This window comes from Pseudomonas sp. R5-89-07 (genome assembly GCF_003851685.1).
GTDB lineage: Bacteria > Pseudomonadota > Gammaproteobacteria > Pseudomonadales > Pseudomonadaceae > Aquipseudomonas.
In genome coordinates this window covers 572211-593682 of record NZ_CP027727.1, presented here as the reverse complement: position 1 = coordinate 593682, position 21472 = coordinate 572211, and the positions used below count along the sequence as shown (strand labels likewise).

Sequence of the window (21472 nt, the reverse complement as noted above, 5' to 3'; positions counted from 1 at the left end):
CCCCTCCCACCTTTGATTGTGTGAACCCGATCAATGTGGGAGGGGGCTTGCCCTCGATGAGGCCCTTACAGGCCCCTGAAATCCCGAATCAGACCTTCTTGTAAAGCTGGCTGCCTTCCTGCTTGAAACGCTCCGCCTGCTCGGCCAGGCCCTTGGCCACGTCCACGTCCACCGCATCAATGCGCTGGTTGGCCGCGTACTCGCGCACTTCCTGGGTGATCTTCATCGAGCAGAATTTCGGCCCGCACATCGAGCAGAAATGCGCGACCTTAGCCGAGTCCTTCGGCAGGGTTTCGTCGTGATAGGAGCGCGCGGTGTCCGGGTCCAGGCCGAGGTTGAACTGGTCTTCCCAGCGGAACTCGAAGCGCGCCTTGCTCAGCGCGTTGTCGCGAATCTGCGCACCCGGATGGCCCTTGGCAAGGTCGGCGGCATGCGCCGCGATCTTGTAGGTGATGATGCCGGTCTTCACGTCGTCCTTGTTCGGCAAGCCCAAATGCTCTTTGGGGGTGACGTAGCAGAGCATGGCGCAGCCGAACCAGCCGATCATCGCCGCACCGATACCGGAGGTGATGTGGTCATAACCTGGCGCGATGTCGGTGGTCAGCGGGCCGAGGGTGTAGAACGGCGCCTCGTCGCAGCACTCCAGCTGCTTGTCCATGTTTTCCTTGATCAGCTGCATCGGCACGTGGCCAGGGCCTTCGATCATGGTTTGCACGTCGTGCTTCCAGGCGATCTTGGTCAGCTCGCCGAGGGTTTCCAGTTCACCGAATTGCGCGGCGTCGTTGGCGTCGGCGATCGAACCTGGGCGCAGGCCATCGCCGAGGGAGAAGCTGACGTCGTAGGCCTTCATGATTTCGCAGATTTCATCGAAATGCGTATAGGTGAAGTTCTCTTTGTGGTGCGCCAGGCACCACTTGGCCATGATCGAGCCGCCGCGGGAGACGATGCCGGTGACGCGCTTGGCGGTCAGTGGTACATAGCGCAACAACACGCCGGCGTGGATGGTGAAGTAGTCGACGCCCTGCTCGGCCTGTTCGATCAAGGTGTCGCGAAACAGCTCCCAGGTCAGGTCTTCAGCGGCGCCACCGACTTTTTCCAGAGCCTGGTAAATCGGCACCGTACCGATCGGCACTGGCGAGTTGCGAATGATCCACTCGCGGGTTTCGTGGATGTGCTTGCCAGTGGACAGGTCCATCACCGTGTCCGAACCCCAGCGAATGCCCCAGGTCAGTTTCGCCACTTCTTCTTCAATGGACGAACCCAGTGCGCTGTTGCCGATATTGCCGTTGATCTTCACCAGGAAGTTACGGCCGATGATCATCGGTTCCAGTTCGGTGTGGTTGATGTTGGCCGGAATGATCGCGCGGCCACGGGCGATTTCTTCACGCACGAATTCCGGGGTGATGATTTTCGGCACGCTGGCGCCGAAGCTGTGGCCGGCATGCTGCTGGTCGAGCAAGCCACTGGCTCGGGCTTCTTCAAGCTTCATGTTCTCGCGGATGGCGACGTATTCCATCTCGGCGGTGATGATGCCTTTGCGCGCATAGTGCATTTGCGTGACGTTGGCCCCGGCCTTGGCGCGGCGCGGGTTTTTCACATGGGCGAAACGCAGGGCGGTCAACTCGGCATCGCTCAGGCGCTGTTGGCCAAAGTGCGAGCTCAAGCCCGACAGGCGTTCGGTGTCGCCGCGCGATTCGATCCAGGGCGAGCGCACATCGCCCAGGCCTTTGCGTACGTCGATGATTACGTTGGGGTCGGTGTAGGGGCCGGAGGTGTCGTAGACCACCACGGGCGCGTTGATTTCACCGCCGAAATCGGTGGGGGTCACGTCCAGGCTGATCTCGCGCATCGGCACACGAATGTCCGGGCGGGTGCCTTGCACGTAGATTTTCTGCGAGCGGGTAAACGGCTGCACGGAACCGGAGTCGACCTGGGCCGATTCACTCAGGTGCACGGTGTTTTTCAGTTTTGTACTTTTTATTTCTGCGCTCATCACGGGCTCTCCAACTGTCCAGGCGGTGGATGTTTGTCGGAGCGAACCTGTGACGGACGGATGCACTGAGCCAGTGCTGTGCTTGGCGCACGAGGGCTGTTCGATTGTCGAACAACATCCCGGACGAAGCACAAGAGGACTCGCCGGGTGACGAGAAATCTTGTTCCCTACGCAGGCGCTAACCTGATCAGGTTCAACGGGATCCGGTATTTACCGATCTCAGCCTTCCAACAAGGCACCCCGACAAGAACGCGGCCAGTCTAGACCATGGTGTGGGCAAATTGCCAATAGCGCTGCATTCGGCGTGATAAATGGCGTGATTGCAGGATTGTTGTGCCGTGGTGTGACCACTACACTCGTGAGCGGCCTCAAGGCTTGACGCTCCGGTTGTGCCACCGTAGCCTTGGGCTCCAAATTATCATCGTAATATTATTCAGGGATCGACTCATGCTGCGCAAACTTTCACTGGCTGTTGCCGTGTCTTGTGCGACCACCACCATGGTCTGGGCAGCTGAGGCGCCCTTGTCTGCCAGGACCGACCTGGTCAGCGTCTACCAGGAAGCGGTGGACAACAACGCCGACCTGGCCGCCGCACGGGCCCAGTACGGCGCGCAGAAGGAAGTGGTGCCCCAGGCCCGCGCCGGGTTGCTGCCCAACCTGACCGGCGGTGCGGATATCAACAATGTGCGCACCCAGATCGACACGCCGGCCGCCACCGCCAACCGCGATGCGCATTCCTGGCGCGCCACCCTGAGCCAGCCGCTGTTCCGTGCCGACCGCTGGTTCCAGCTGCAAGCCGCCGAAGCCACCAACGAGCAAGCGGCGCTGCAACTTTCGGCGACCGAACAGAACCTGATCCTGCAGAGCGCCGAAAGCTACTTCGCCGTGCTGCGCGCCCAGGACAACCTGGCCTCGACCAAGGCCGAAGAAAATGCCTTCAAGCGCCAGTTGGACCAATCCAACGAACGTTTCGATGTGGGCCTGTCGGACAAGACCGACGTGCTGCAATCCCAGGCCAGCTATGACACCGCGCGGGCCAACCGCATCCTTGCCCAGCGCCAGGTGGAAGACGCCTTCGAAGCGCTGATCACCCTGACCAACCGCCAATACAATTCGATCCAGGGCATTGTCCACACACTGCCGGTGCTGCCGCCGCTGCCGAACGACGCCAAGGCCTGGGTCGAAACCGCCGGCCGCCAGAACCTCAACCTGCTGGCCAGCAACTACGCCGTCACCGCTGCCGAAGAAACCCTCAAGCAGCGCAAGGCCGGCCACGCCCCCACCCTGGACGCGGTGGCGCAGTACGAAAAAGGCGATAACGATGCCCTGGGCTTCAGCAACCCGAATGCGTTCGGCACGCCTTATCGCGGTGACGTCGAACAGCGCACCATCGGCCTGCGCCTGAACATTCCGATATACAGTGGCGGGCTGACCAGCTCCCAGGTACGTGAGTCCTACTCGCGCCTGGGCCAGACCGAGCAGCAACGCGAAGGCCTGCGCCGTCAGGTCGTGGAAAATACCCGCAACCTGCACCGTGCAGTGAACACCGATGTGGAGCAGGTCCAAGCGCGCCGCCAGTCGATCATCTCCAACCAGAGCGCGGTGGAAGCCACGGAAATCGGCTATCAGGTGGGCACGCGCAATATCGTCGACGTGCTGGACGCACAGCGCCAGCTCTACTCGTCGGTGCGCAACTACAACAACAGCCGCTACGACTACATCCTCGACAACCTGCGCTTGAAGCAGGCGGCGGGCACCTTGAACCCGGGGGATCTGCAGGAGCTGACGCGCTATCTGAAGGCTGACTACAACCCGGACAAGGACTTCCTGCCACCGGACCTGGCCAAGGCCGCCGCCGAGCAACTGAAGGCCCGCCCCGGCTCCTGAAAACAACACAAACCAATGTGGGAGGGGGCTTGCCCCCGATGGCAGTCTGTCAGTTCAAGTAGTGTTGACTGACACTCCGTCATCGGGGGCAAGCCCCCTCCCACAACTGATCTGCGTTGGGTCAGTGAGTCATCAGCCTATCCAGGCCATCCAACAAGCGCTTCAACGCCCCCTGATTGGCCCGCATCACCTTCAGTCCCGACTCGGCCATCCTGCGCGCATCCTGCGGCAGCTCGAACAGCTGCCGTACCGCTTCGGCCAACCCGTCTGCATCATCCACTTCGCGCAACGCCCCGGCCTCGCGCATCATCGCGCTGATTTCGAGGAAGTTGAACAGGTGCGGGCCCATGATCACTGGCTTGCCCAGCGCCGCCGGTTCCAGCGGGTTGTGCCCTCCGGTCGGCACCAGGCTGCCGCCGACAAAGGCGCTGTCGGCCAAGGCGTAGAGAAACAGCAACTCGCCCATGGTGTCGCCCAGCAGCACCGAGGTGTGCGCGGTGACCGCTTCGCCACTGGAGCGCCGCACCGTGGCAAAGCCTTGCTGCACGCACCGTTCGAAGGTCGGGCCGAAACGCTCCTGATGACGGGGCACCAGAATCAGCAGCGCGTTGGGGTAGCTGGCCAGCAGTTGACGATGGGCCGCGAGCACGATGTCGTCTTCACCTTCGTGGGTGCTGGCGGCGATCCACACTGGGCGCTCGCCGGCCCCCCATTGTTCGCGCAGGGCGGCGGCGCGCTCCGGCAGCTGCGGGTCGATGGTCAGGTCGAATTTGATCGAGCCGGTCACTTCAACGGTTTCAGCACGCGCGCCCAGGCTGCGAAAACGCTGGGCCTCGGTTTCGGTCTGTACCGCAAACAGGCTCATTTGCGCCAGCATCGGCGCCGTGAGCCTGGCAAAGCGTGCGTAGCCCTTGGCCGAGCGCGCCGACAACCGCGCGTTGGCCAGGGCTACCGGGATACCACGCTGGGCACAGGCGTGGATATGGTTGGGCCACAACTCGGTTTCCATGATCACCGCCAGCCTGGGCTGTACCCGGTCGAGGAAACGCCTGGCCGCGCAGGGTAAATCGTACGGCAGATAACAATGCTGAACGCGCGGTTCATGGGCGAACAGTGCCTGGATGCGCTCGGAACCGGTGGGCGTCATGCAGGTGACGGTCATCGGCAACTGCGGATAACGCTCAAGCAAGGCGCGGATCATCGGCGCGGCGGCGATGCTTTCGCCCACCGACACCGCATGCACCCAGATCCCGCCTGGCTGCATCGCCGGCAAGCCATAGGAAAACCGCTCGCCCACGCGCTTGGCATAGGCCGGCGCCTTGCGTGCACGCAGCCACAGACGTAAAGCCACCAACGGCAGCGCCAGGTAAAACAGACAGGTGTAGAGAGTTCTATTCATGGCGGCGGAGTTTATCGGCTTTTTCAGTCAATCGCCTGCAAGCACTCGGCAAAACGTTTAGCCAAAAAGCGCGCGGCCGGCCCGAGGTGCTCATCGCGGCGCCACACCAGCTCTACCACCAGCGCCGGCGGGGTCCATTCGCTGTCCAGCTCGACCATTTGTTGTTGATAGGTGGGGTACTGCACGATATGCCGCGGCAACCAGGCCCAACCGAGGCCGCTCATCAGCCATTCGGCCAGCACATAGAAGCTGTCGGCCCGCCACACCAGCGGGCTGGCGGCTTCACTGCCAGGGTAGACACTCGTCTGGGTCGACATCAGCAACTGGCGAAACTGCGCCAGCCGTTGGCAATCCACGTACTTCTGCTTGGCCAGTGGGTGATTCACACCGCACACCGTGACCATTTCCACACTGCCCACCACCCGCCGCTCAAGGGCTTCGGGGATCTGGTCGTGATAGAACAGCAGGCCCAGGTCGGCCTGGCGCTCCACCAGCTTGCGCGCTACATCGCCCTGGGCGGCGCTGGACAACTGCACCTCAAGCAGCGGATAGCGCACCGCCAGCGCCTCAAGGCTATCAAGCACCGGCTGGAACAACATCGCCTCGTCCTGAGCCAGGCGCAAGCAAGCCTCCTCGCCACGGGTTAACGACAACGCCCGCCCCGTCAGGCGCTCGCACTGGCGCAGCACTTCACGCGCTTCCTCCAGCAACACACTGCCGGCTTCGGTCAGGCGCGGCTGGCGGCCACTGCTACGCTCGAACAGGCTGAAGCCGAGGTCCGCCTCCAGCATCGCAATCGCATTGCTGACCGCCGATTGCGCCTTGCGTTGCCCGCGCGCGACGGCAGAGAACGAACGCTGCTCGGCGACACTGACAAACAGGCGCATCTGCTCCAGATCCCACTGCACGCTCATGGCTGAACCTATCTTGAATACGGATAGGTAATGACTTTACCCCATCTGTTGAACCTCTAGAATGCCGACCTTATCAAACGCGCTACACCTTGAGGAATGCACCATGAACGTCGCCTACTATTACCTGGCCATCGCCATCTGTTCGGAAGTGATCGCGACCGTTTCGATGAAAGCCATCAAAGGCTGGAGCACGCCTATCCCATTGCTGCTGGTGATCGTCGGGTACGGCGTGGCGTTCTGGATGCTGACCCTGGTGGTGCGCACGGTGCCGGTTGGCGTGGCTTATGCCGTCTGGGCGGGGATGGGCATCGTGATGGTGAGCATTGCGGCGCTGTTTATCTACGGGCAGAAGCTGGACATCCCGGCCATGCTGGGAATGGCGCTGATTGTGCTGGGCGTGGTGGTGATTCAGCTGTTCTCGAAAACCGCCGGTCACTGACCACCACTCAACAGCCTGTATACTGCGCCTCTTGTCTAGAACATTGAGGTCGCCGATGCCATCCGTTATTTCCACCGACGTTCTGATTGTCGGCGCCGGGGTTGCCGGCCTCTGGCTCAATGCGCGCCTGCGCCGCCAGGGGTTTTCCACGGTACTGGTGGAAAGCGCGACCCTGGGCGGCGGGCAAAGCGTGAAGTCCCAGGGGATCATTCACGGCGGCGCGAAATACGCCCTGCATGGCGCCCTCACGGGCGCCTCCGAAGCGATTGCCGACATGCCGCGCCGCTGGCGTGAAGCCCTGGCCGGCCAGGGCGAGCTGGACCTGTCCGGCGTGCGCCTGCTCTCGCAGGCCCATTACCTGTGGTCCCCCGGCACCCTCGCCGGCAATCTCACCAGCTTTTTCGCCAGCAAGGCCGTGCGCGGTCGCGTCGATCAGGTCAAGGGCGACGAACTGCCGCTGGCGCTGCAAGACCGCCGCTTCAAGGGCAAGGTCTATCGCCTGGCGGAGTTGGTCGTTGACGTACCGAGCCTGATTGAACGCCTGGCGCACCTGGCCGGTGACGGTTTGCTCGCAGGCCAACACATCGAACCGCTGCGCGAAGGCGAAACGCTGGTGGGCTTGAAGGTCGATGGTCGTGAAATCCGCGCCCAGCGCATCGTGCTGAGTGCCGGAGCCGGCACGGCGGATCTACTGGGTGCCCTGGGCTTGAGCCAGCCAGCGATGCAGACCCGCCCGCTGCACATGATTCTCGCCAAAGGCCCGGGGTTGAAGCCGTTGTATGCTCACTGCCTGGGCGGCGGCACCAAGCCACGCCTGACCGTGACCACCCACCCGGCGGCCGACGGTAACTGGGTGTGGTACATCGGCGGCGATATCGCCGAATCCGATGGCGTGGCACGCACGCCGCAAGAGCAGATCGCCACCGCCCAGAAAGAGCTGGCTCAATTGTTGCCGTGGATCGACATGAGCCAGACCCAGTGGGCCACCCTGCGCGTCAGCCGCGCCGAGCCACTGCAATCGGGCCTGACCCGTCCCGACAATGCTTTCCTTGCCGAACAGGGTCGCCTGTTGGTGGGCTGGCCGACCAAGCTGGCCCTGGCACCGGATTTCGCCGACCGCGTGATCAACAGCCTGGAACGCGATGGCATCCGCCCAAGCGTCAGCGAGCCGCTGCCCGACTTGCCCAAGCCGGCTATCGGCCAACCCGCCTGGGAGCAATTGTTGCCATGAGCCTGCCAACCCTGCACGACCTGCATCGCCCGCTGGGCAGCACCGGCTTGCTGGTGTCCCCACTGGGCCTGGGCACCGTCAAGCTGGGCCGTGACCAAGGGGTGAAATACCCCAGCGGCTTCAAGATTCCGGATGACGACGAGGCGCGCATGCTACTGCGCCAGGCGCGCCAGCTGGGCATCAACCTGATCGACACCGCACCCGCCTACGGCCGCAGCGAAGAGCGCCTGGGCCCGCTGCTGCGTGGCCAGCGCAAGGACTGGGTGATCGTCAGCAAGGTCGGTGAGGAGTTCGAAGACGGCGTATCCCGCCACGATTTCAGTGCCGCGCATACGCGTCTGTCAATCGAGCGCAGCCTGAAACGACTTGAAACGGATTTTATCGACCTGGTGCTGGTGCACTCCGATGGCAATGACCTGCATGTCCTCAACGATTGCGAGGTGTACCACACCCTGGAGGCGCTGAAGAAAGAGGGCAAGGTCCGCGGTTTCGGCTTTTCCGGCAAGACCGTCGAAGGCGGGGTGAAGGCGCTGGAGCGAGGTGATTGCGCAATGGTCACCTACAATCTGAACGAACAGGCCGAAAAAGCCGTCATTGATTATGCGGCGGCCCATGGCAAGGGCATCCTGGTGAAAAAAGCCCTGGCCAGCGGCCATGTTTGCCTGGAACCTGGAATGGATCCAATTCAGGCGAGTTTCATGCTGTTGTTTGCGCAAACGGGCGTCGCCAGTGCTATTGTCGGGACCATTAATCCGCTGCACCTGGCCCATAACGTGGCAACCGCTGCCCGGGTCATTCGTCAACTCTGATGCCGCCCCACGCGGCCGACCCCGTCGCAAAAAGGAGCCGACATGCCGCGTACGCTCATAAGAAAGAACCCCAGCAACTTCAAGACACTGCCGCTGCACGTCGAAGCTACCCCCGAAGGCCTGAGCTACCAGAGCGTCGGCATGCCGCTCAACTTCGCCCAGACCCTGCAACGGCGCAAGCCGGTCGAGGTGCCGGACGCCGAACGCTTCGCCCTGGAACTGGCGAACCTGGGCGTCTCGGTGCGCCTGACGCTGCACTGGCAGAACAAGGATTACTGGGTGCTGGTGCGCCAGCGTCGTCAGGATCGCGGCGATGTGGTGCTCAAGCTGATCTCCGGCTACGTCCCGGCCCATGAACTGAACCTGCCGCTGCACACCGCCATCCAGGAAATTGCCGAAGAGTGCCTGCTGGAAACCCCCGAAGGCTGGCTCGGCGGGCGCTTCAACGACACGTGGCTGCCGGCGCCCTACTCCGCCGCGCTGCATTATCGCGAAGCCCTGCCGTTTCGCCTGAGCCCACTGTCCGGCGCCGCACGCCCGGTGCGTTGCGCGACCACGCAGTTGATCGAGCGGCCACGAGCCTATGTGCACCTGCCCACGGCATCACTGCAGCTTATTTACGATTTGCGCCTGGAAGTGCCGAAGGAAGCCAAGTCTCTGAGCCTGTTTCACGTGGATGAGCGCCTGGAAGGTGATCAACTGGTCGCACGCCTGGACCGCCAGCGCCCGGACCTGTACCTGATGCCGCTCAAGGACGGCGAACCGCTCGCCGAGCTGTACACCGTCAAGAAAGATCAGCTGTACCCCGCGAGCACGCGCGGTTTGTACCTGGCCGAAAGCTTCGCCCAGCAGGAAGGCTGGCTGGTGCGTGATGAGCGGATTCGCTGGAAGGACTGGCTGCGCCAGCAAGGCCTGGCAGAACCGGAAAAAGAGTCGAAGCTCAAGCGCCTGACCGGCAAGGCGCAGCAGATGCTGCGCAAGATCGTGCCGAGGAAAACCAGCCGCTAGGCGCGAGCCCAGCGGCCACAGGTTTTACTCGTTGTTGCGGATTTTCTCGACGATTGCGGTGGTCGAGCTGTTTTCCACCAACCCCAGCACTTTGACCGTGCCGCCGTAGGCGCTGACGATGTCGGCACCCACCACCTGGTCGACGGAATAGTCACCGCCCTTGACCAGCACGTCCGGCTTGACCTGGGCCAACAGGTTTTCCGGGGTGCCTTCAGAAAAGCTGATCACCCAGTCCACCGCACCCAACCCGGCCAGTACCGCCATGCGCCGGTCGACGCTATTGATCGGACGACCCGGACCTTTCAAGCGGCTGACGGAGGCATCATCGTTGACCGCAACGATCAGGCGGTCGCCCTGGGCGCTCGCTTGCTCAAGGTAAGTCACGTGACCGGCGTGCAGGATGTCGAAGCAGCCATTGGTGAACACGATGCTTTCGTTGTGGGCGCGGGCGTCATCGATCGCAAGCAGCAATTGCTCGAGCCCCAATACGCCGCGTTCCGAACCTTCGGAGCGTTGGATGGCGCGACGCAACTCGGGAGCGCTGATGGCAGCAGTACCCAGCTTGCCGACTACGATGCCCGCCGCCAGGTTGGCCAGGGCCACCGCGTGAGGCAGTTCCTCACCGGCGGCGATGGACGCGGCCAAGGTGGAAATCACCGTATCACCGGCGCCGGTAACGTCGAACACTTCCCGCGCACGGGCCGGCAGGTGCATCGCCGGGTGGTCCGGACGCAGCAGGGTCATGCCGTGCTCGCCGCGGGTCACCAGCAGCGCACCGAGCTCGAGATCGGCCATCAGCGCGGCGCCCTTGCTCACTAGCTCGTGCTCATCGGCGCAACCACCGACGACCGCTTCGAACTCGCTGAGGTTTGGCGTGATCAGGCTGGCGCCCCGATAAATCGAGAAGTCCTTGCCCTTGGGATCGGCCAGTACCGGGATGTTACGGGCCTTGGCGGCCTGGATCAGCATCTGGTGATTCTTCAAGGCGCCCTTGCCGTAGTCGGACAACACCAGCACCTTGATGCCTTCGAGCAACTCCTCGACCTGGCCACTGAGCGCCAGGGCATCGGTGGCGAAGGGTTCTTCGAAATCGATACGCAGCAATTGCTGGTGACGGCTCATGACCCGCAGCTTGACGATGGTCGGCTGATGGGCGATGCGCTGGAACAACGCGCGCACGCCAGCGCCGCGCAGGCTGTTGGCCAGGCTGTCGGCCGCTTCGTCGTCACCGGTCACACCCACCAGGGAAGCCGGGGCGCCGAGCGCGGCGATATTGAGCGCAACGTTGGCAGCGCCACCTGGGCGGTCTTCGATTTGCTCGACCTTGACCACCGGCACCGGCGCCTCAGGGGAAATCCGTGAGGTACCACCATGCCAGTAACGGTCGAGCATGACATCGCCGACCACCAAGACAGGGGCTTGATTGAATCGCGGCATGGACAACTTCATGGAGCAACCCACATACAAAATGAACAGGGGCGCGATATTAGCACAGGGTTTGCAGTGGCTTGCGACTGGCGCGACCTCGAATCAAGCGCAGGGCAAAATGTGGGAGGGGGCTTGCCCCCGATGGCGGTGGGTCAGCTGGCATTTGTGCAGGCTGACACTTCGCTATCGGGGGCAAGCCCCCTCCCACAGTGGTGCTGTGTGTAACTCAGATCAGGTGATATCGGCCAATACCGGCGCATCCAGGCCCATGGCGTGCAGGCGGGCGTAATAGCCGTTCTGCGCCAGCAGTTCGCCGTGGGTGCCACGCTCGACGATGCGACCATCGTCCATTACCAGGATCAGGTCGGCCTTCTCGATGGTGGACAAACGGTGCGCGATCACCAGCGTGGTGCGGCCCTGCATGACCTTGTCGAGGGCGGCCTGGATATGCCGCTCGGACTCGGTGTCAAGGGCCGAGGTGGCCTCGTCGAGAATCAGCACAGGCGCATTCTTGAGCAGCGCACGGGCAATTGCCAGGCGCTGGCGCTGGCCACCGGACAACAGCACGCCGTTCTCGCCGACCTGGGTATCGAAGCCCTTGGGCAACTGGTCGATAAAGTCCCTGGCGTTGGCATCCGCCGCCGCCGCCTCGACGTCTTCCCGTGGCGCGCCAGCCAGGTCACCATAGGCAATGTTGTTGGTCACGGTGTCGCTGAACAGGGTCACGTGCTGGGTGACCTGGGCAATGTGCTTGCGCAGGTTCAGCAGTTTGTAGTCTTCGATCTCGATGCCATCGAGCAGGATTTCGCCGCTTTCATGGTGATAGAACCGCGGAATCAGGCTGGCGAGGGTCGACTTGCCACTGCCCGAACGCCCTACCAGGGCGATCATCTGCCCAGGCTCGGCGGTAAAGCTGATGTCCTTGAGCACGTGGCGCTCGGTGCCGGGGTAGGTGAAGTTCAGGTTGCGCACTTCCAGGCGTCCGCTGACCTTTTCACGCTCGAGGGTGCCGTGGTCGACTTCCACTTCTTCATCCAGCTGCTCGAAGATGCTTTCTGCACCGGCCACGCCTTTCTGGATAGTCGAGCTGACTTCGGACAGTTGGCGGATCGGCTTGGGCAACAAACCAGCCAGGGTGATGTAGGCCACCATGTCACCGGCCGACGCATCGCCGCGCAGGTACAGGACCAGGAACATCAGCACCGCCATCGCGGAGTAGATCACCAGCTGCAGCGCCGGCGTGTAGATGGCCCCCGTGCGGGTCATGCGCAGTTGCTTGTTGGTGTTGCTCTGGCTGGCCTTGAGAAAACGCTTCTCTTCATAGACCTCGCCACCGAAGCTGCGCACCACGCGGTAGCCCTGGATGGTTTCCGAGGCTACGTGGGTCACGTCACCCATGGCCACTTGGATCTTCTTGCTCTGCTTGCGGAATTTCTTGCTGGCCGTGCTGACCATGACCGCGATCAACGGCAGGATGGCGATCATGACCAGCGTCAGGCGCCAGTTCATGAACAGCAGCGAGGCGAACAGGAAGATCACCGTCATGCCTTCGCGGATCACCACCTTGATCGCATCGGTCGCCGCGCCCGTGACCATGGTCACGTTGAAAGTGATGCGAGAAATCAGGTGGCCGGAGTTGTGGTTGTCGAAGTACCGGTTAGGCAGCGTCAGCAGGTTGTTGAACAACTGCACGCGCAAATCGTGGACCAGCCCCAGGGACACCTTGGCCAACAGGTAGTTGCCCAGAAATGAGCCCAGGCCCTGCCAGGCCGCGATCAGAATGATCAGCAGCGGCACCGCTTGCAGCAATTGCAGGTCGCGCAGGACAGGCACAGTCGGAAATAGCACAGCTTCCGGGTTGGAGAGGCCGTCGACGAAGTATTTGAGGATGTAACCCAGCATCGGTTGGGTCGACGCGAAAATCAGAAATCCAAGGATGCTCAACGCGAACAAGCCCATATAAGGCTTAACGTAACTGAGCAGGCGGAAGTATATTTTCAAGCTCGAAGGGCTTGCGCTCGGACTGGAGTCGGTCATATCACGCGGCGTTTTGAAAAAGGAGGCTGACTTTAGCACAGCTTCTCTGTTGTACTTGCACGCGGTGTAGCCCGCAGCCCGGTTGGATCAGACGGGCGACATTACATAGCCACTACCTTAAGATGGTCGGCTTTCTCTTTCTGGAATGGCTTTATCGTATGCACTCCAAGCGCCTTACCTATGGCTCGAATCGCGTTTTTGACTTCCTGGTCCTGTGGATTTTGCCTGTTGGCTTGCTGCTGCTCTTGAGTGCACTGTTCTTCGTCGGCAACCGTAATGTATTGCACCGAGTCTTCTACATCCTGTTCAGCGTGCCGACCTTGTTCCTGTTGTGCATGCGTCCCAGGGAACTCAGGGACCTGCTGCGCGAGCCTATCGCCCTCGCGTTCCTGGCGTTTTCTGCCTGGGCCTTGACCAGTCTGCTCTGGAGCCCCGAGCACAGCACCGACACCGACCTGTTCAAACGCCCGCTGAACACCTTCATGTTGTTTGGCGGCTGCGGGCTGCTGCTGCATTACCGCAACGAGCTGTTCAAACCGATCTTCTTCAGTGCCGCGGTGATCGCATTGGCGGTGTGCGTGGGGAATCTGGTGGCGTTCGCCAAGGGATACCAAGCCGGCATGCGCATGATCGGCGGCCTGGGTGCCCTCGATAATCCCCTGCTCAGCTCGCATCTGTTTGGTTTTTTCACCGTGTACTGGCTGTACGTGTGCATGACGACCCAGCGCCTGAAGGTGCTGTGGTTCAGCGTGCCGGCCCTGGTGGTCATGACCATGGCAGTTCTGGCAACGGGTTCACGTACGCCGTTGGTGGCGTTGACGCTGGCGATAGTGTGGATGGCGTTTATCAGCCGCAACCTTCGTTCAGGGCTGCTTATCGCCGTTACGGTGGTGGGAGCCGCAGTGCTGGTCGTGTTCTATCCCGAATGGATCATCTCGCGTGGCAGCTCGTTTCGTCTCGAACTGTGGAGCATGTCGCTGCGGCTTATCGCCGAACATCCCTGGATCGGCTATAGCTATGACTCCGAGCTGTACCTGACATTGGCTGACGGCTATCAACTGCGCGAACCCCACAGCTTCGCCCTTGGCGTGCTCTATTATGTCGGTATCATCGGCTTCATCCCCTGGATATTCATGATCGGCTGGGCCCTGTACAAGAGCTTGCAGCAACGCGCGCAGCCGTTGTTCATTCTGGCATCGTCCCTGCTGGCCTACGGCATCGGTGCCGGCCTTACCGAAGGCGGTGGCATCCTGTCACGGCCCAAGGAGCACTGGTTCCTGCTGTGGATTCCACTGGCAATCATTGCAGGCCTGAGCATCGCCCAGCGCCACCGCAGCCTGCTGCGCATGCCTGTGCAATCGATCAAGCCCCAGGCGTTCGACCAGCTGTGCAGCAATGCCCATGTGATTGAAGCCGATGGCCTGGGGCCGAAAGTCCTACGCCTGGAAGACGGCAGCTTCCTCAAGCTGTTCCGCCCACGCCGTTGGTACACCTCCGGTAGCTTCAACCCGTATTCCGAGCGCTTTGCCAGCAACAGCGAGCAGTTGCGCACCCTGGGCATCCCGACGCCGGAAATCCTCGCGCTCTATGGTTTGCCCGATGCCAGCAGCGCCGTGACCTATACGCCCCTGCCCGGCCTGACCCTGCGCCAGGCCCTGCAAAGCCTGGACAGCAGCCTGCGTGAATCGCTGGTCGAGCGTTTTGGTCGGTTCATGGCGCAACTGCATGAGCGTGGCGTGTATTTCCGCTCGCTGCACCTGGGCAACGTATTGCTGATGGACGATGGCGAGTTCGGTCTGATTGACGTCGCTGATCTGCGCATCTACCCGTCGCCCCTGCGCTACGCGTTGCGCCAGCGTAATCTGCGCCACATGCAACGCTATCCGCAGGACCGCAACTGGCTGTTCGAAACCCACTTCGAGCAGTTGGTAAAAGGCTACGCAACGGTTGCCAGCCCAACGGCCACTGCGAAAATCCGCGAGCAGGTACAAAGCCTGGCCTGCGGGAAATAAACACGTGTAGGAGCGAGCTTGCTCGCGAAGAACGCCAAGACGACGCGGGGCGCCAGGATGCCCGCGTCATCGTTAACGTTCTTCGCGAGCAAGCTCGCTCCTACAGGGGTCGCGCCGTTTCAGCTTTTCAGCGGCGCCAAGTAGAGCCGCACCAAGCCGCGCAAGGTCTTGCGGCCCCAGAACTTCAGCGGGATCTGCTTGAGAATCTCCCGCGCCAGCGGCCGGTCACGCTGGGCGGTCTTCAAGAACATCGAGTTGAGGAAGTTGTAGCGCACCGCGTCATAGGCCGGGTGGTCGCTGAACTTGGCGTAGGTCTTGAGGATGTTCTGGATCATGTAGCGGTGGTTCTTGTAGGTGTTGCTGCCGTGCTGCCGATACTGCGCCATCACCACGTCAAGGGCGTCGATGGTGTAGCCCGCCGCTGTGATCTTCAATTGGATCAGCAAATCCTCCAGGGGAATCTGCGGGTCGAAACCGCCGACTTCCTCCAGCACTTCACGGCGAATCAGCATGGTGGGCGCCGGTGGGAACGGCTTGCGGTCCATGAACATGTCGTCAAAATCGAGGCTGCGAAACGGCACATCACGGCGTTGCTTCTTCTCCGGATGCAGGTTGCCATCGCCATCGATCAACTCGATGTTGCCAGCGCACATCCCCACCTTCGGCTTGCCGTCCATGTAGGCCACTTGAGTAGCGATACGGTCCGGCAGCATGATGTCATCCGAGCCAAACGGCGCGATCAGGCTGCCCTTGGCGCGAGCGATCGCACCATTGAGCGTGGCGCTGAGGCCCTGGTTCTGTTGCACCTGGAAATCAAAACCGTGCTCGGCCTGCAAACGCCGGATGCGCTCGACGCTGTCATCCTTGGAGCCGTCGTCCACCACCAACAACTCGATGTTGGGGTAGGTCTGCCCCAGCACGCTCAGGATGCTTTGCTCGATGTACTGGGCATGGTTATAGGAAGCAATGATCACCGAGACCAGGGGTTGCTGCTGACTCATGCTCTACCTACTTCACGCAAACCGGTTTCAATCAGGGTCAGGTACTTGTGCTTGAACTCGTCGAGGGTGTGGTTGGCTTCCAGATAGCGGAACACCTCTTCACCCTTGGCGCGCAATTGTTCGTCGCTCAGCGCCAGATAGGTGTCCAGCGCCTCGGCCAACTGCTCGACATTGCCTGGGTCGTGAGACAAGCCGCCAGCGCCCTGCACCAACGGCAGCATCGCCGGGCCATTGGAGGCAATCACCGGCAAGTGACCGCTCATGCCTTCCAGCAGCGCAAGGCCCAGGCCTTCGAACAGCGAGGGCATGGTCCAGATGTCGAAGCCGCGCACATACTGCATGCCGTCTTCGCGAAAACCCAGCAAGTGCGCACGGCCAGTCAGGCCCAGGCGCTCGATATCGGCACGCAGATCGGCTTCGGCACGCCCGGAACCAATGATGCCCACCTGCGCCTCGGGGTATTTGTCCTTGAGGGTGGCAAAGGCCTGCAGCAAATGGGTGTGGCCCTTGATTGGCACCAGGCGGCCCAGGGCGCCGATCATCCGTGCGTCCATCGGCAGGCCCAGGGCTTTGCGGGCATCCTCGCGGGACAGCTGCAACGCCTCGGCCTGAGGGATGTCGATTGCGTTGGTCACGTAGGTGGTGTTCTCACGGGTGAAGCCGCAGTTGAGGTCTACCAGGTAGTCCTTCACCGCCTCCGACACACCGACAAAACGCCATGCCGGGCTGACCCAGCGCCGGGTCTGGCGCCGACGATAACCACGGGCGTATTCGCCGAAACCATGGGAGATGCCGATGCACAGCGGGATCTTCAGCCAGCGATTGAGCGACAGCATCATGTTCACCGATTTGAAGCGGTTACAGATGACCACGTCGAACTTCTGCTCACGGCAATACTTGTAGATTTGCCACATGGCGCCGAAGCGGATGCCCTTGAGGGACTTCTCCGGCAACTCGAAATAGTGCGAATGCTCGGCCACGCTCAAGGGCTGGCCAGGCTGCGGACGCCCACTGAGAAACCCGGAGGTCACCTCGAAACGCTCAACCGGCAGGGATTTGACGATCTGCTCACCCAGGTCGGCGAAGTCATGGGTCTTGACGTTGTAGTCCGGCTGTAACTGCAAAACCTTGAAACGCGGCTTCATAACTCTCCATGCAGCGATCTGGCTACGGGCACGCGGCCCGGCAAAAAAGGAGCGACAGGCCCATGCCGGCCTGCCTTCGATAGGGTCTCAGTCCTGCTTAAGGACCCACAACAGCTCGTGACGACGCACGGCCTTGCGAAAGAATTCGTTCTCGCCATAAGGCGATGGGCGACGGCCCGCCAGCACTTGCTGCAACCACCTGCGCACACGACGCTTGAACGGCGCTCGCGGCTGCAGGTCGTGCATCATGCCCAGGGCCATGGCCTTGTCCTGTTGCTGGCGCAGGGTGAGGCTAAAACTGCACGGAACCAGCGCTACGGCTGAATCGAAACGCGGCGGCAGCGCCACCCCGGCCCCGGAATCGCCCATTGGCCAGCGGTCGTTATCATGCAGGTGATTGGCATAGCCGAGCAATGTGTCGGGCTGCCATGCCAGGCCCTGCAGCGCTTCAAGCACCGCCGCATGGGCGCAGATATGATCGGCGTGGGGGTCGAGCAGCGGCGTGGGCAACACGATCACCTGCGGCTGCGCCTTGAGCAGCAGGGCGCGCAGGTCGGCGATCAAGTTGTGCCAGGTCGGTGCGCCGTCCACATCCCCCGGCAACGCAAAGCCGTTGAATTGACGGAACAACCGCGTATCGGCCAAGTCGGCTTCACGCGAGGCCTGAGGCTGATCCGGCGCGGCCTGCATGGCCTGCAACTGCATGCAGAAATAACCCAATTGCACGCACTGCGACTCGGGCACACCGGCCCAGCGCGGCACGGCAATGCTGTCCCAGGCACGCAAGCGGCCTTTGAGCTGTGCCGCCTCGGCCTTGGGCAAGCCCATGTGCTGGTAATGCTCGGCTTCGATTTCGCCAGCGGTCAGGGTCACGATCCAGCTTTGCTTTGCCTGGCTGTAGAGGCTGAACGCGGCCAGCTCGGCATCGTCGGCGTGAGGAGCGATCACCATGACGCGCTGCTGGCGATAGTCCGGATGGCGCCAGCGCCATAGCGTCGGCTGCCCCTTGATCCGGCAGAAGCGCCCACGCAAGCTGATTTGGCCCGCAGCCAAGGCTTCAGCGGCGCCGGTCAGGTTGAGGTAGCGCCGCCCGGCGACACCCCGTTCGAAAGCTTGCCGGTCCGGGGCCTCCAGACCCAGCACGTCCAGCGCCGGGTCAAGGAAACGCCCCAGCCAGGTGCTTTTCAACTCGACGCCGACGATCAGCGTTTCATCGGCCGCCAGCGGCGCATCCAGCAATAGCCGCCCGCCATCCAGGCGCAAACCTGGCTGCTCGTTGTCCTTGGGAAACGTATAGGCGTAGCTGTCTTTGGCCGAGTAGAACAGGTGATCGGCAAACCAGGCTTCATGGGCCGCCCACAGCAATACCGCAAGGATCAGCGGCAGCCACCAGGCTACCAGCACGCCGCTGGCGACCAGCACCAGCAGGCCAATCAGCAAGGCGATGCGCTTGTTGCGCCGATGGCGCTTGAGCAACTGCTGTTTGCGGCTCATACGCTGAACACCGGCACCGGGTTGCACCAGCGCTCCTTGTATTCGCGGTCGGCACGGCCGAAGGAAAAGCGCAGCGACTTGTCGGCCGCGCGCGCCTGCTCCCAGGCACTCTGGGTATTGAGAAAGCTCAATACGCTGCCGGGGCTGAACGCGCGGGTTTCAGGGTCGACTCCACCATTGACGTATTCGGCGCTGAACCAGTCGCGGGACTGCACCTGGTACACCAACTGCACGGCAATCGGGGCATCATTGAGAAACAGCACCGAGCCGAACAGGAACTCCTTGAGCAGCTCCAGCACCTCGGCCAGGCGCGCCGCACCGGCCGCCGGGAATCCCCAGCGGCGCTGGAACAGGTCGCAATAGATCGCCGCCAGTTCCACGCTGGAAAACTCGCTGACCGCCCGCACCACGCCGCCCGCTTCTTCCAGCAAACGCAATTCACGCCGCTGGTTGTAGCGAAACTTTTTCGACAGTTCTTCAGGGGTGCGCGCCATGGCCAGTTGCTCGGCCTGAGGCTTGAGGGTGCTGACGCGCCCTTCGTTCAGCGCCGACAGGTAACGCCCACGGTGGCGCAGCGGCACCTGCGCATCGGCGGCGATCGGCAGGATGATCTCGGCATTGCCCAGGTCAAACAGGCCTTTCTTGCCGGTGCGCTTGAGTACGTCCTTGGACAGGGCCAGGTCGCGCCCCCAAGTAGCAATCGCCCCCTTGAGTTCGCCATCCTGTTCCCACCCCAGGTAGCGCACCGGAAGCTGCGCCATGCCGGCCAACCGCTCGATGACTTGCGGATGGGTCGCCACACTGCCGCCATAACGCTGCCAGGCCTGGGCGTAAACCTCGGCCTCGACAGGCGTCCAGCCACGTTCACGCCAGCCCCGCAAGCGGTTCAGCATTTAAACCACAGCGTCATAGGGGTCCACGCCATCCTTGACCACCAGGATGTCTTCCATGATCAGGTACTGCAGGTCGGAGCCGAAGAACATGTTCAGCGCGTCGGTCGGCGAGCAGATCATCGCTTCGCCACGACGGTTGAGCGAAGTGTTCAGGGACACGCCGTTACCGGTCAGGACTTCCAGCTCTTTCATCATGTCGTAGTAGCGCGGGTTGTATTCACGCTTGAGCACCTGGGCACGGGAGGTACCGTCTTCATGCACCACCTCCGGCACGCGGGTCTTCCACTCTTCCGACACTTCAAAGGTGAAGGTCATGAACGGCGCCGGGTGATCGACCTTGATCATCTGCGGGGCCACGGTGTCGAGCATCGACGGGCAGAAAGGCCTCCAGCGCTCGCGGAACTTGATCTGGTGGTTGATACGGTCGGCCACGCCGGTGGCGCTGGGGCAACCGATGATCGAACGACCGCCCAGGGCACGCGGGCCGAACTCCATGCGGCCCTGGAACCAGGCCACGGGGTTGCCGTCGACCATGATCTTGGCGATGCGCTTGGGCATGTTTTCGATCTTGCGCCAGTTCGGCTTGCTCTCGTGCTTGGCGCACGCTGCGATGACGTCTTCGTTGCTGTAGGACGGGCCGAGATAGACGTGCTCCATCTTCTCCACCGGCACACCACGGGCGTGGGAAACATAGGCGGCCGCACCCACGGCAGTGCCGGCATCGCCGGACGCCGGCTGCACGAACAGCTCTTTCACATCATCGCGGGCGATGATCTTCTGGTTCAGCTTGACGTTCAGCGCACAGCCGCCGGCGAAGGCCAGCTTGCCGGTGTCCTTGAGGATGTCGCCCAGGTAATGGTCGATCATCTGCAAGGCCAGCTTCTCGAACAGTGCCTGCATGCTGGCCGCGTAGTGGATGTACGGCTCGTCGGCAATATCGCCTTCGCGCTTGGGGCCCAGCCACTCGATCAGTTTTGGCGAGAAGTAGAAACCCTTGCCCTTTTCCTTGTAGCGACGCAGGCCGATGACGTTGGCGTAATCGGTGTTGATCACCAACTCGCCGTTTTCAAAGGAGGCCAGGCGCGAAAAATCATACTTGCTGGCATCGCCATAAGGCGCCATGCCCATGACCTTGAACTCACCGTCGAGCATCTCGAAACCGAGGAACTCGGTGATCGCGCCGTACAGGCCGCCCAGGGAGTCCGGATCGTAGAATTCCTTGATCTTGTGGATCTTGCCGTTTTCGCCGTAGCCGAAGAACGTGGTGGCGTACTCGCCTTTGCCGTCGATGCCCAGGATCGCGGTTTTTTCCTGAAAGCCCGAGCAGTGGTAGGCACTGGAGGCGTGGGCCAGGTGGTGTTCAACCGGTTCGATCTTGATTTTCTTCGGATCGAAGCCCAGTTGCTCCAGGCACCAGACGATCTTGTTGCGATAGCGCTTGTAGCGGCGGTTGCCCATCAGGATCGCGTCGAGCGCGCGATCCGGGGCGTACCAGTAACGCTTGGCGTAATGCCAGCGCGCTTCGCCGAACAGGCTGATCGGAGCGAATGGAATCGCCACCACGTCAACGTCGGACGGCTTGATACCGGCTTGCTCCAGGCAGAACTTCGCCGACTCGTAAGGCATGCGGTTCTTTGCATGTTTGTCGCGTACGAAGCGCTCTTCTTCGGCGGCCGCAATCAGCTTGCCGTCGATATACAGGGCCGCGGAAGGATCATGGCTAAGGGCGCCGGACAGGCCAAGAATCGTCAATGCCACTGGGGTCTAGCCTCTTTTAGTCTG

At 62.0% G+C, this 21472-nt stretch carries 16 protein-coding genes and 1 riboswitch; of the genes, 6 read left to right on the top strand and 10 right to left on the bottom strand.

The window, feature by feature from the left end; translation table 11 throughout:
* Positions 1-88: 88 nt before the first annotated feature.
* Positions 89-1993: a phosphomethylpyrimidine synthase ThiC gene (gene thiC / locus C4J94_RS02520; RefSeq protein ID WP_124384836.1), complete on the bottom strand. Its 1905-nt coding sequence runs from the start codon at positions 1991-1993 to the stop codon at positions 89-91.
* Between the two features lie 147 nt (positions 1994-2140).
* A riboswitch (TPP riboswitch) is annotated at positions 2141-2246 on the bottom strand.
* A 194-nt stretch (positions 2247-2440) separates the two neighbouring features.
* Here thiC and C4J94_RS02515 point away from each other — a divergent pair.
* A complete protein-coding gene (locus tag C4J94_RS02515) occupies positions 2441-3880 on the top strand; it encodes a TolC family outer membrane protein (RefSeq protein WP_124384835.1) in 1440 nt (479 codons plus the stop codon).
* A 121-nt stretch (positions 3881-4001) separates the two neighbouring features.
* Here the strand turns inward: C4J94_RS02515 and waaA are convergent, their stop codons facing one another.
* Together waaA and C4J94_RS02505 are read right to left on the bottom strand one after the other, a co-directional pair.
* On the bottom strand, positions 4002-5279 hold the full coding sequence (waaA, locus tag C4J94_RS02510) for a lipid IV(A) 3-deoxy-D-manno-octulosonic acid transferase (RefSeq protein WP_124384834.1): 1278 nt from the start codon (positions 5277-5279) through the stop codon (positions 4002-4004).
* A gap of 23 nt (positions 5280-5302) precedes the next feature.
* Positions 5303-6193 carry a LysR family transcriptional regulator gene (locus C4J94_RS02505; RefSeq protein ID WP_124384833.1) on the bottom strand — a complete coding sequence of 297 codons (891 nt, stop codon included), beginning with the start codon at positions 6191-6193 and terminating at the stop codon, positions 5303-5305.
* Between the two features lie 103 nt (positions 6194-6296).
* Between C4J94_RS02505 and C4J94_RS02500 the strand changes: the two genes are divergently transcribed.
* From C4J94_RS02500 to C4J94_RS02485, 4 genes are read left to right on the top strand one after another with little or no spacing between them, the layout of a single operon-like run.
* Positions 6297-6632, top strand: coding sequence for a multidrug efflux SMR transporter (locus C4J94_RS02500; protein WP_124384832.1), 336 nt, complete (start codon positions 6297-6299; stop codon positions 6630-6632).
* Positions 6633-6687: 55 nt separating this feature from the next.
* Positions 6688-7863 carry an FAD-binding oxidoreductase gene (locus tag C4J94_RS02495; RefSeq protein ID WP_124384831.1) on the top strand — a complete coding sequence of 392 codons (1176 nt, stop codon included), beginning with the start codon at positions 6688-6690 and terminating at the stop codon, positions 7861-7863.
* Positions 7860-8672 carry an aldo/keto reductase gene (locus C4J94_RS02490; RefSeq protein ID WP_124384830.1) on the top strand — a complete coding sequence of 271 codons (813 nt, stop codon included), beginning with the start codon at positions 7860-7862 and terminating at the stop codon, positions 8670-8672. The genes C4J94_RS02495 and C4J94_RS02490 overlap by 4 nt, the downstream gene beginning before the upstream one ends.
* A gap of 42 nt (positions 8673-8714) precedes the next feature.
* Positions 8715-9680 (top strand): metal ABC transporter ATPase, encoded by a 966-nt coding sequence (locus tag C4J94_RS02485; RefSeq protein ID WP_124384829.1) that lies wholly within the window; start codon positions 8715-8717, stop codon positions 9678-9680.
* A gap of 24 nt (positions 9681-9704) precedes the next feature.
* Here the strand turns inward: C4J94_RS02485 and hldE are convergent, their stop codons facing one another.
* Entirely contained in the window at positions 9705-11129 is a 1425-nt protein-coding gene (gene hldE / locus C4J94_RS02480) for a bifunctional D-glycero-beta-D-manno-heptose-7-phosphate kinase/D-glycero-beta-D-manno-heptose 1-phosphate adenylyltransferase HldE (protein ID WP_124384828.1), read from the bottom strand.
* A gap of 210 nt (positions 11130-11339) precedes the next feature.
* Positions 11340-13145 (bottom strand): lipid A export permease/ATP-binding protein MsbA, encoded by a 1806-nt coding sequence (gene msbA / locus C4J94_RS02470; RefSeq protein WP_124384826.1) that lies wholly within the window; start codon positions 13143-13145, stop codon positions 11340-11342.
* Positions 13146-13303: 158 nt separating this feature from the next.
* Between msbA and C4J94_RS02465 the strand changes: the two genes are divergently transcribed.
* Positions 13304-15157: a bifunctional O-antigen ligase/aminoglycoside phosphotransferase family protein gene (locus tag C4J94_RS02465; RefSeq protein WP_124384825.1), complete on the top strand. Its 1854-nt coding sequence runs from the start codon at positions 13304-13306 to the stop codon at positions 15155-15157.
* Positions 15158-15276: 119 nt separating this feature from the next.
* On the opposite strand, the gene C4J94_RS02460 is transcribed toward C4J94_RS02465, so the two are convergent.
* The 5 genes from C4J94_RS02460 to C4J94_RS02440 form a co-directional block, all read right to left on the bottom strand.
* Positions 15277-16158 carry a glycosyltransferase gene (locus C4J94_RS02460; protein WP_124384824.1) on the bottom strand — a complete coding sequence of 294 codons (882 nt, stop codon included), beginning with the start codon at positions 16156-16158 and terminating at the stop codon, positions 15277-15279.
* Positions 16155-17303: a glycosyltransferase family 4 protein gene (locus C4J94_RS02455; RefSeq protein ID WP_124384823.1), complete on the bottom strand. Its 1149-nt coding sequence runs from the start codon at positions 17301-17303 to the stop codon at positions 16155-16157. Before C4J94_RS02455 ends, C4J94_RS02460 begins: the two co-directional genes overlap by 4 nt.
* An 87-nt stretch (positions 17304-17390) precedes the next feature.
* A complete protein-coding gene (locus C4J94_RS02450) occupies positions 17391-18797 on the bottom strand; it encodes a PIG-L deacetylase family protein (protein ID WP_124384822.1) in 1407 nt (468 codons plus the stop codon).
* Positions 18794-19690 (bottom strand): GNAT family N-acetyltransferase, encoded by an 897-nt coding sequence (locus C4J94_RS02445; RefSeq protein WP_124384821.1) that lies wholly within the window; start codon positions 19688-19690, stop codon positions 18794-18796. Before C4J94_RS02445 ends, C4J94_RS02450 begins: the two co-directional genes overlap by 4 nt.
* Positions 19691-21448, bottom strand: coding sequence for a carbamoyltransferase (locus C4J94_RS02440; RefSeq protein ID WP_003187998.1), 1758 nt, complete (start codon positions 21446-21448; stop codon positions 19691-19693).
* Positions 21449-21472 lie beyond the last annotated feature (24 nt).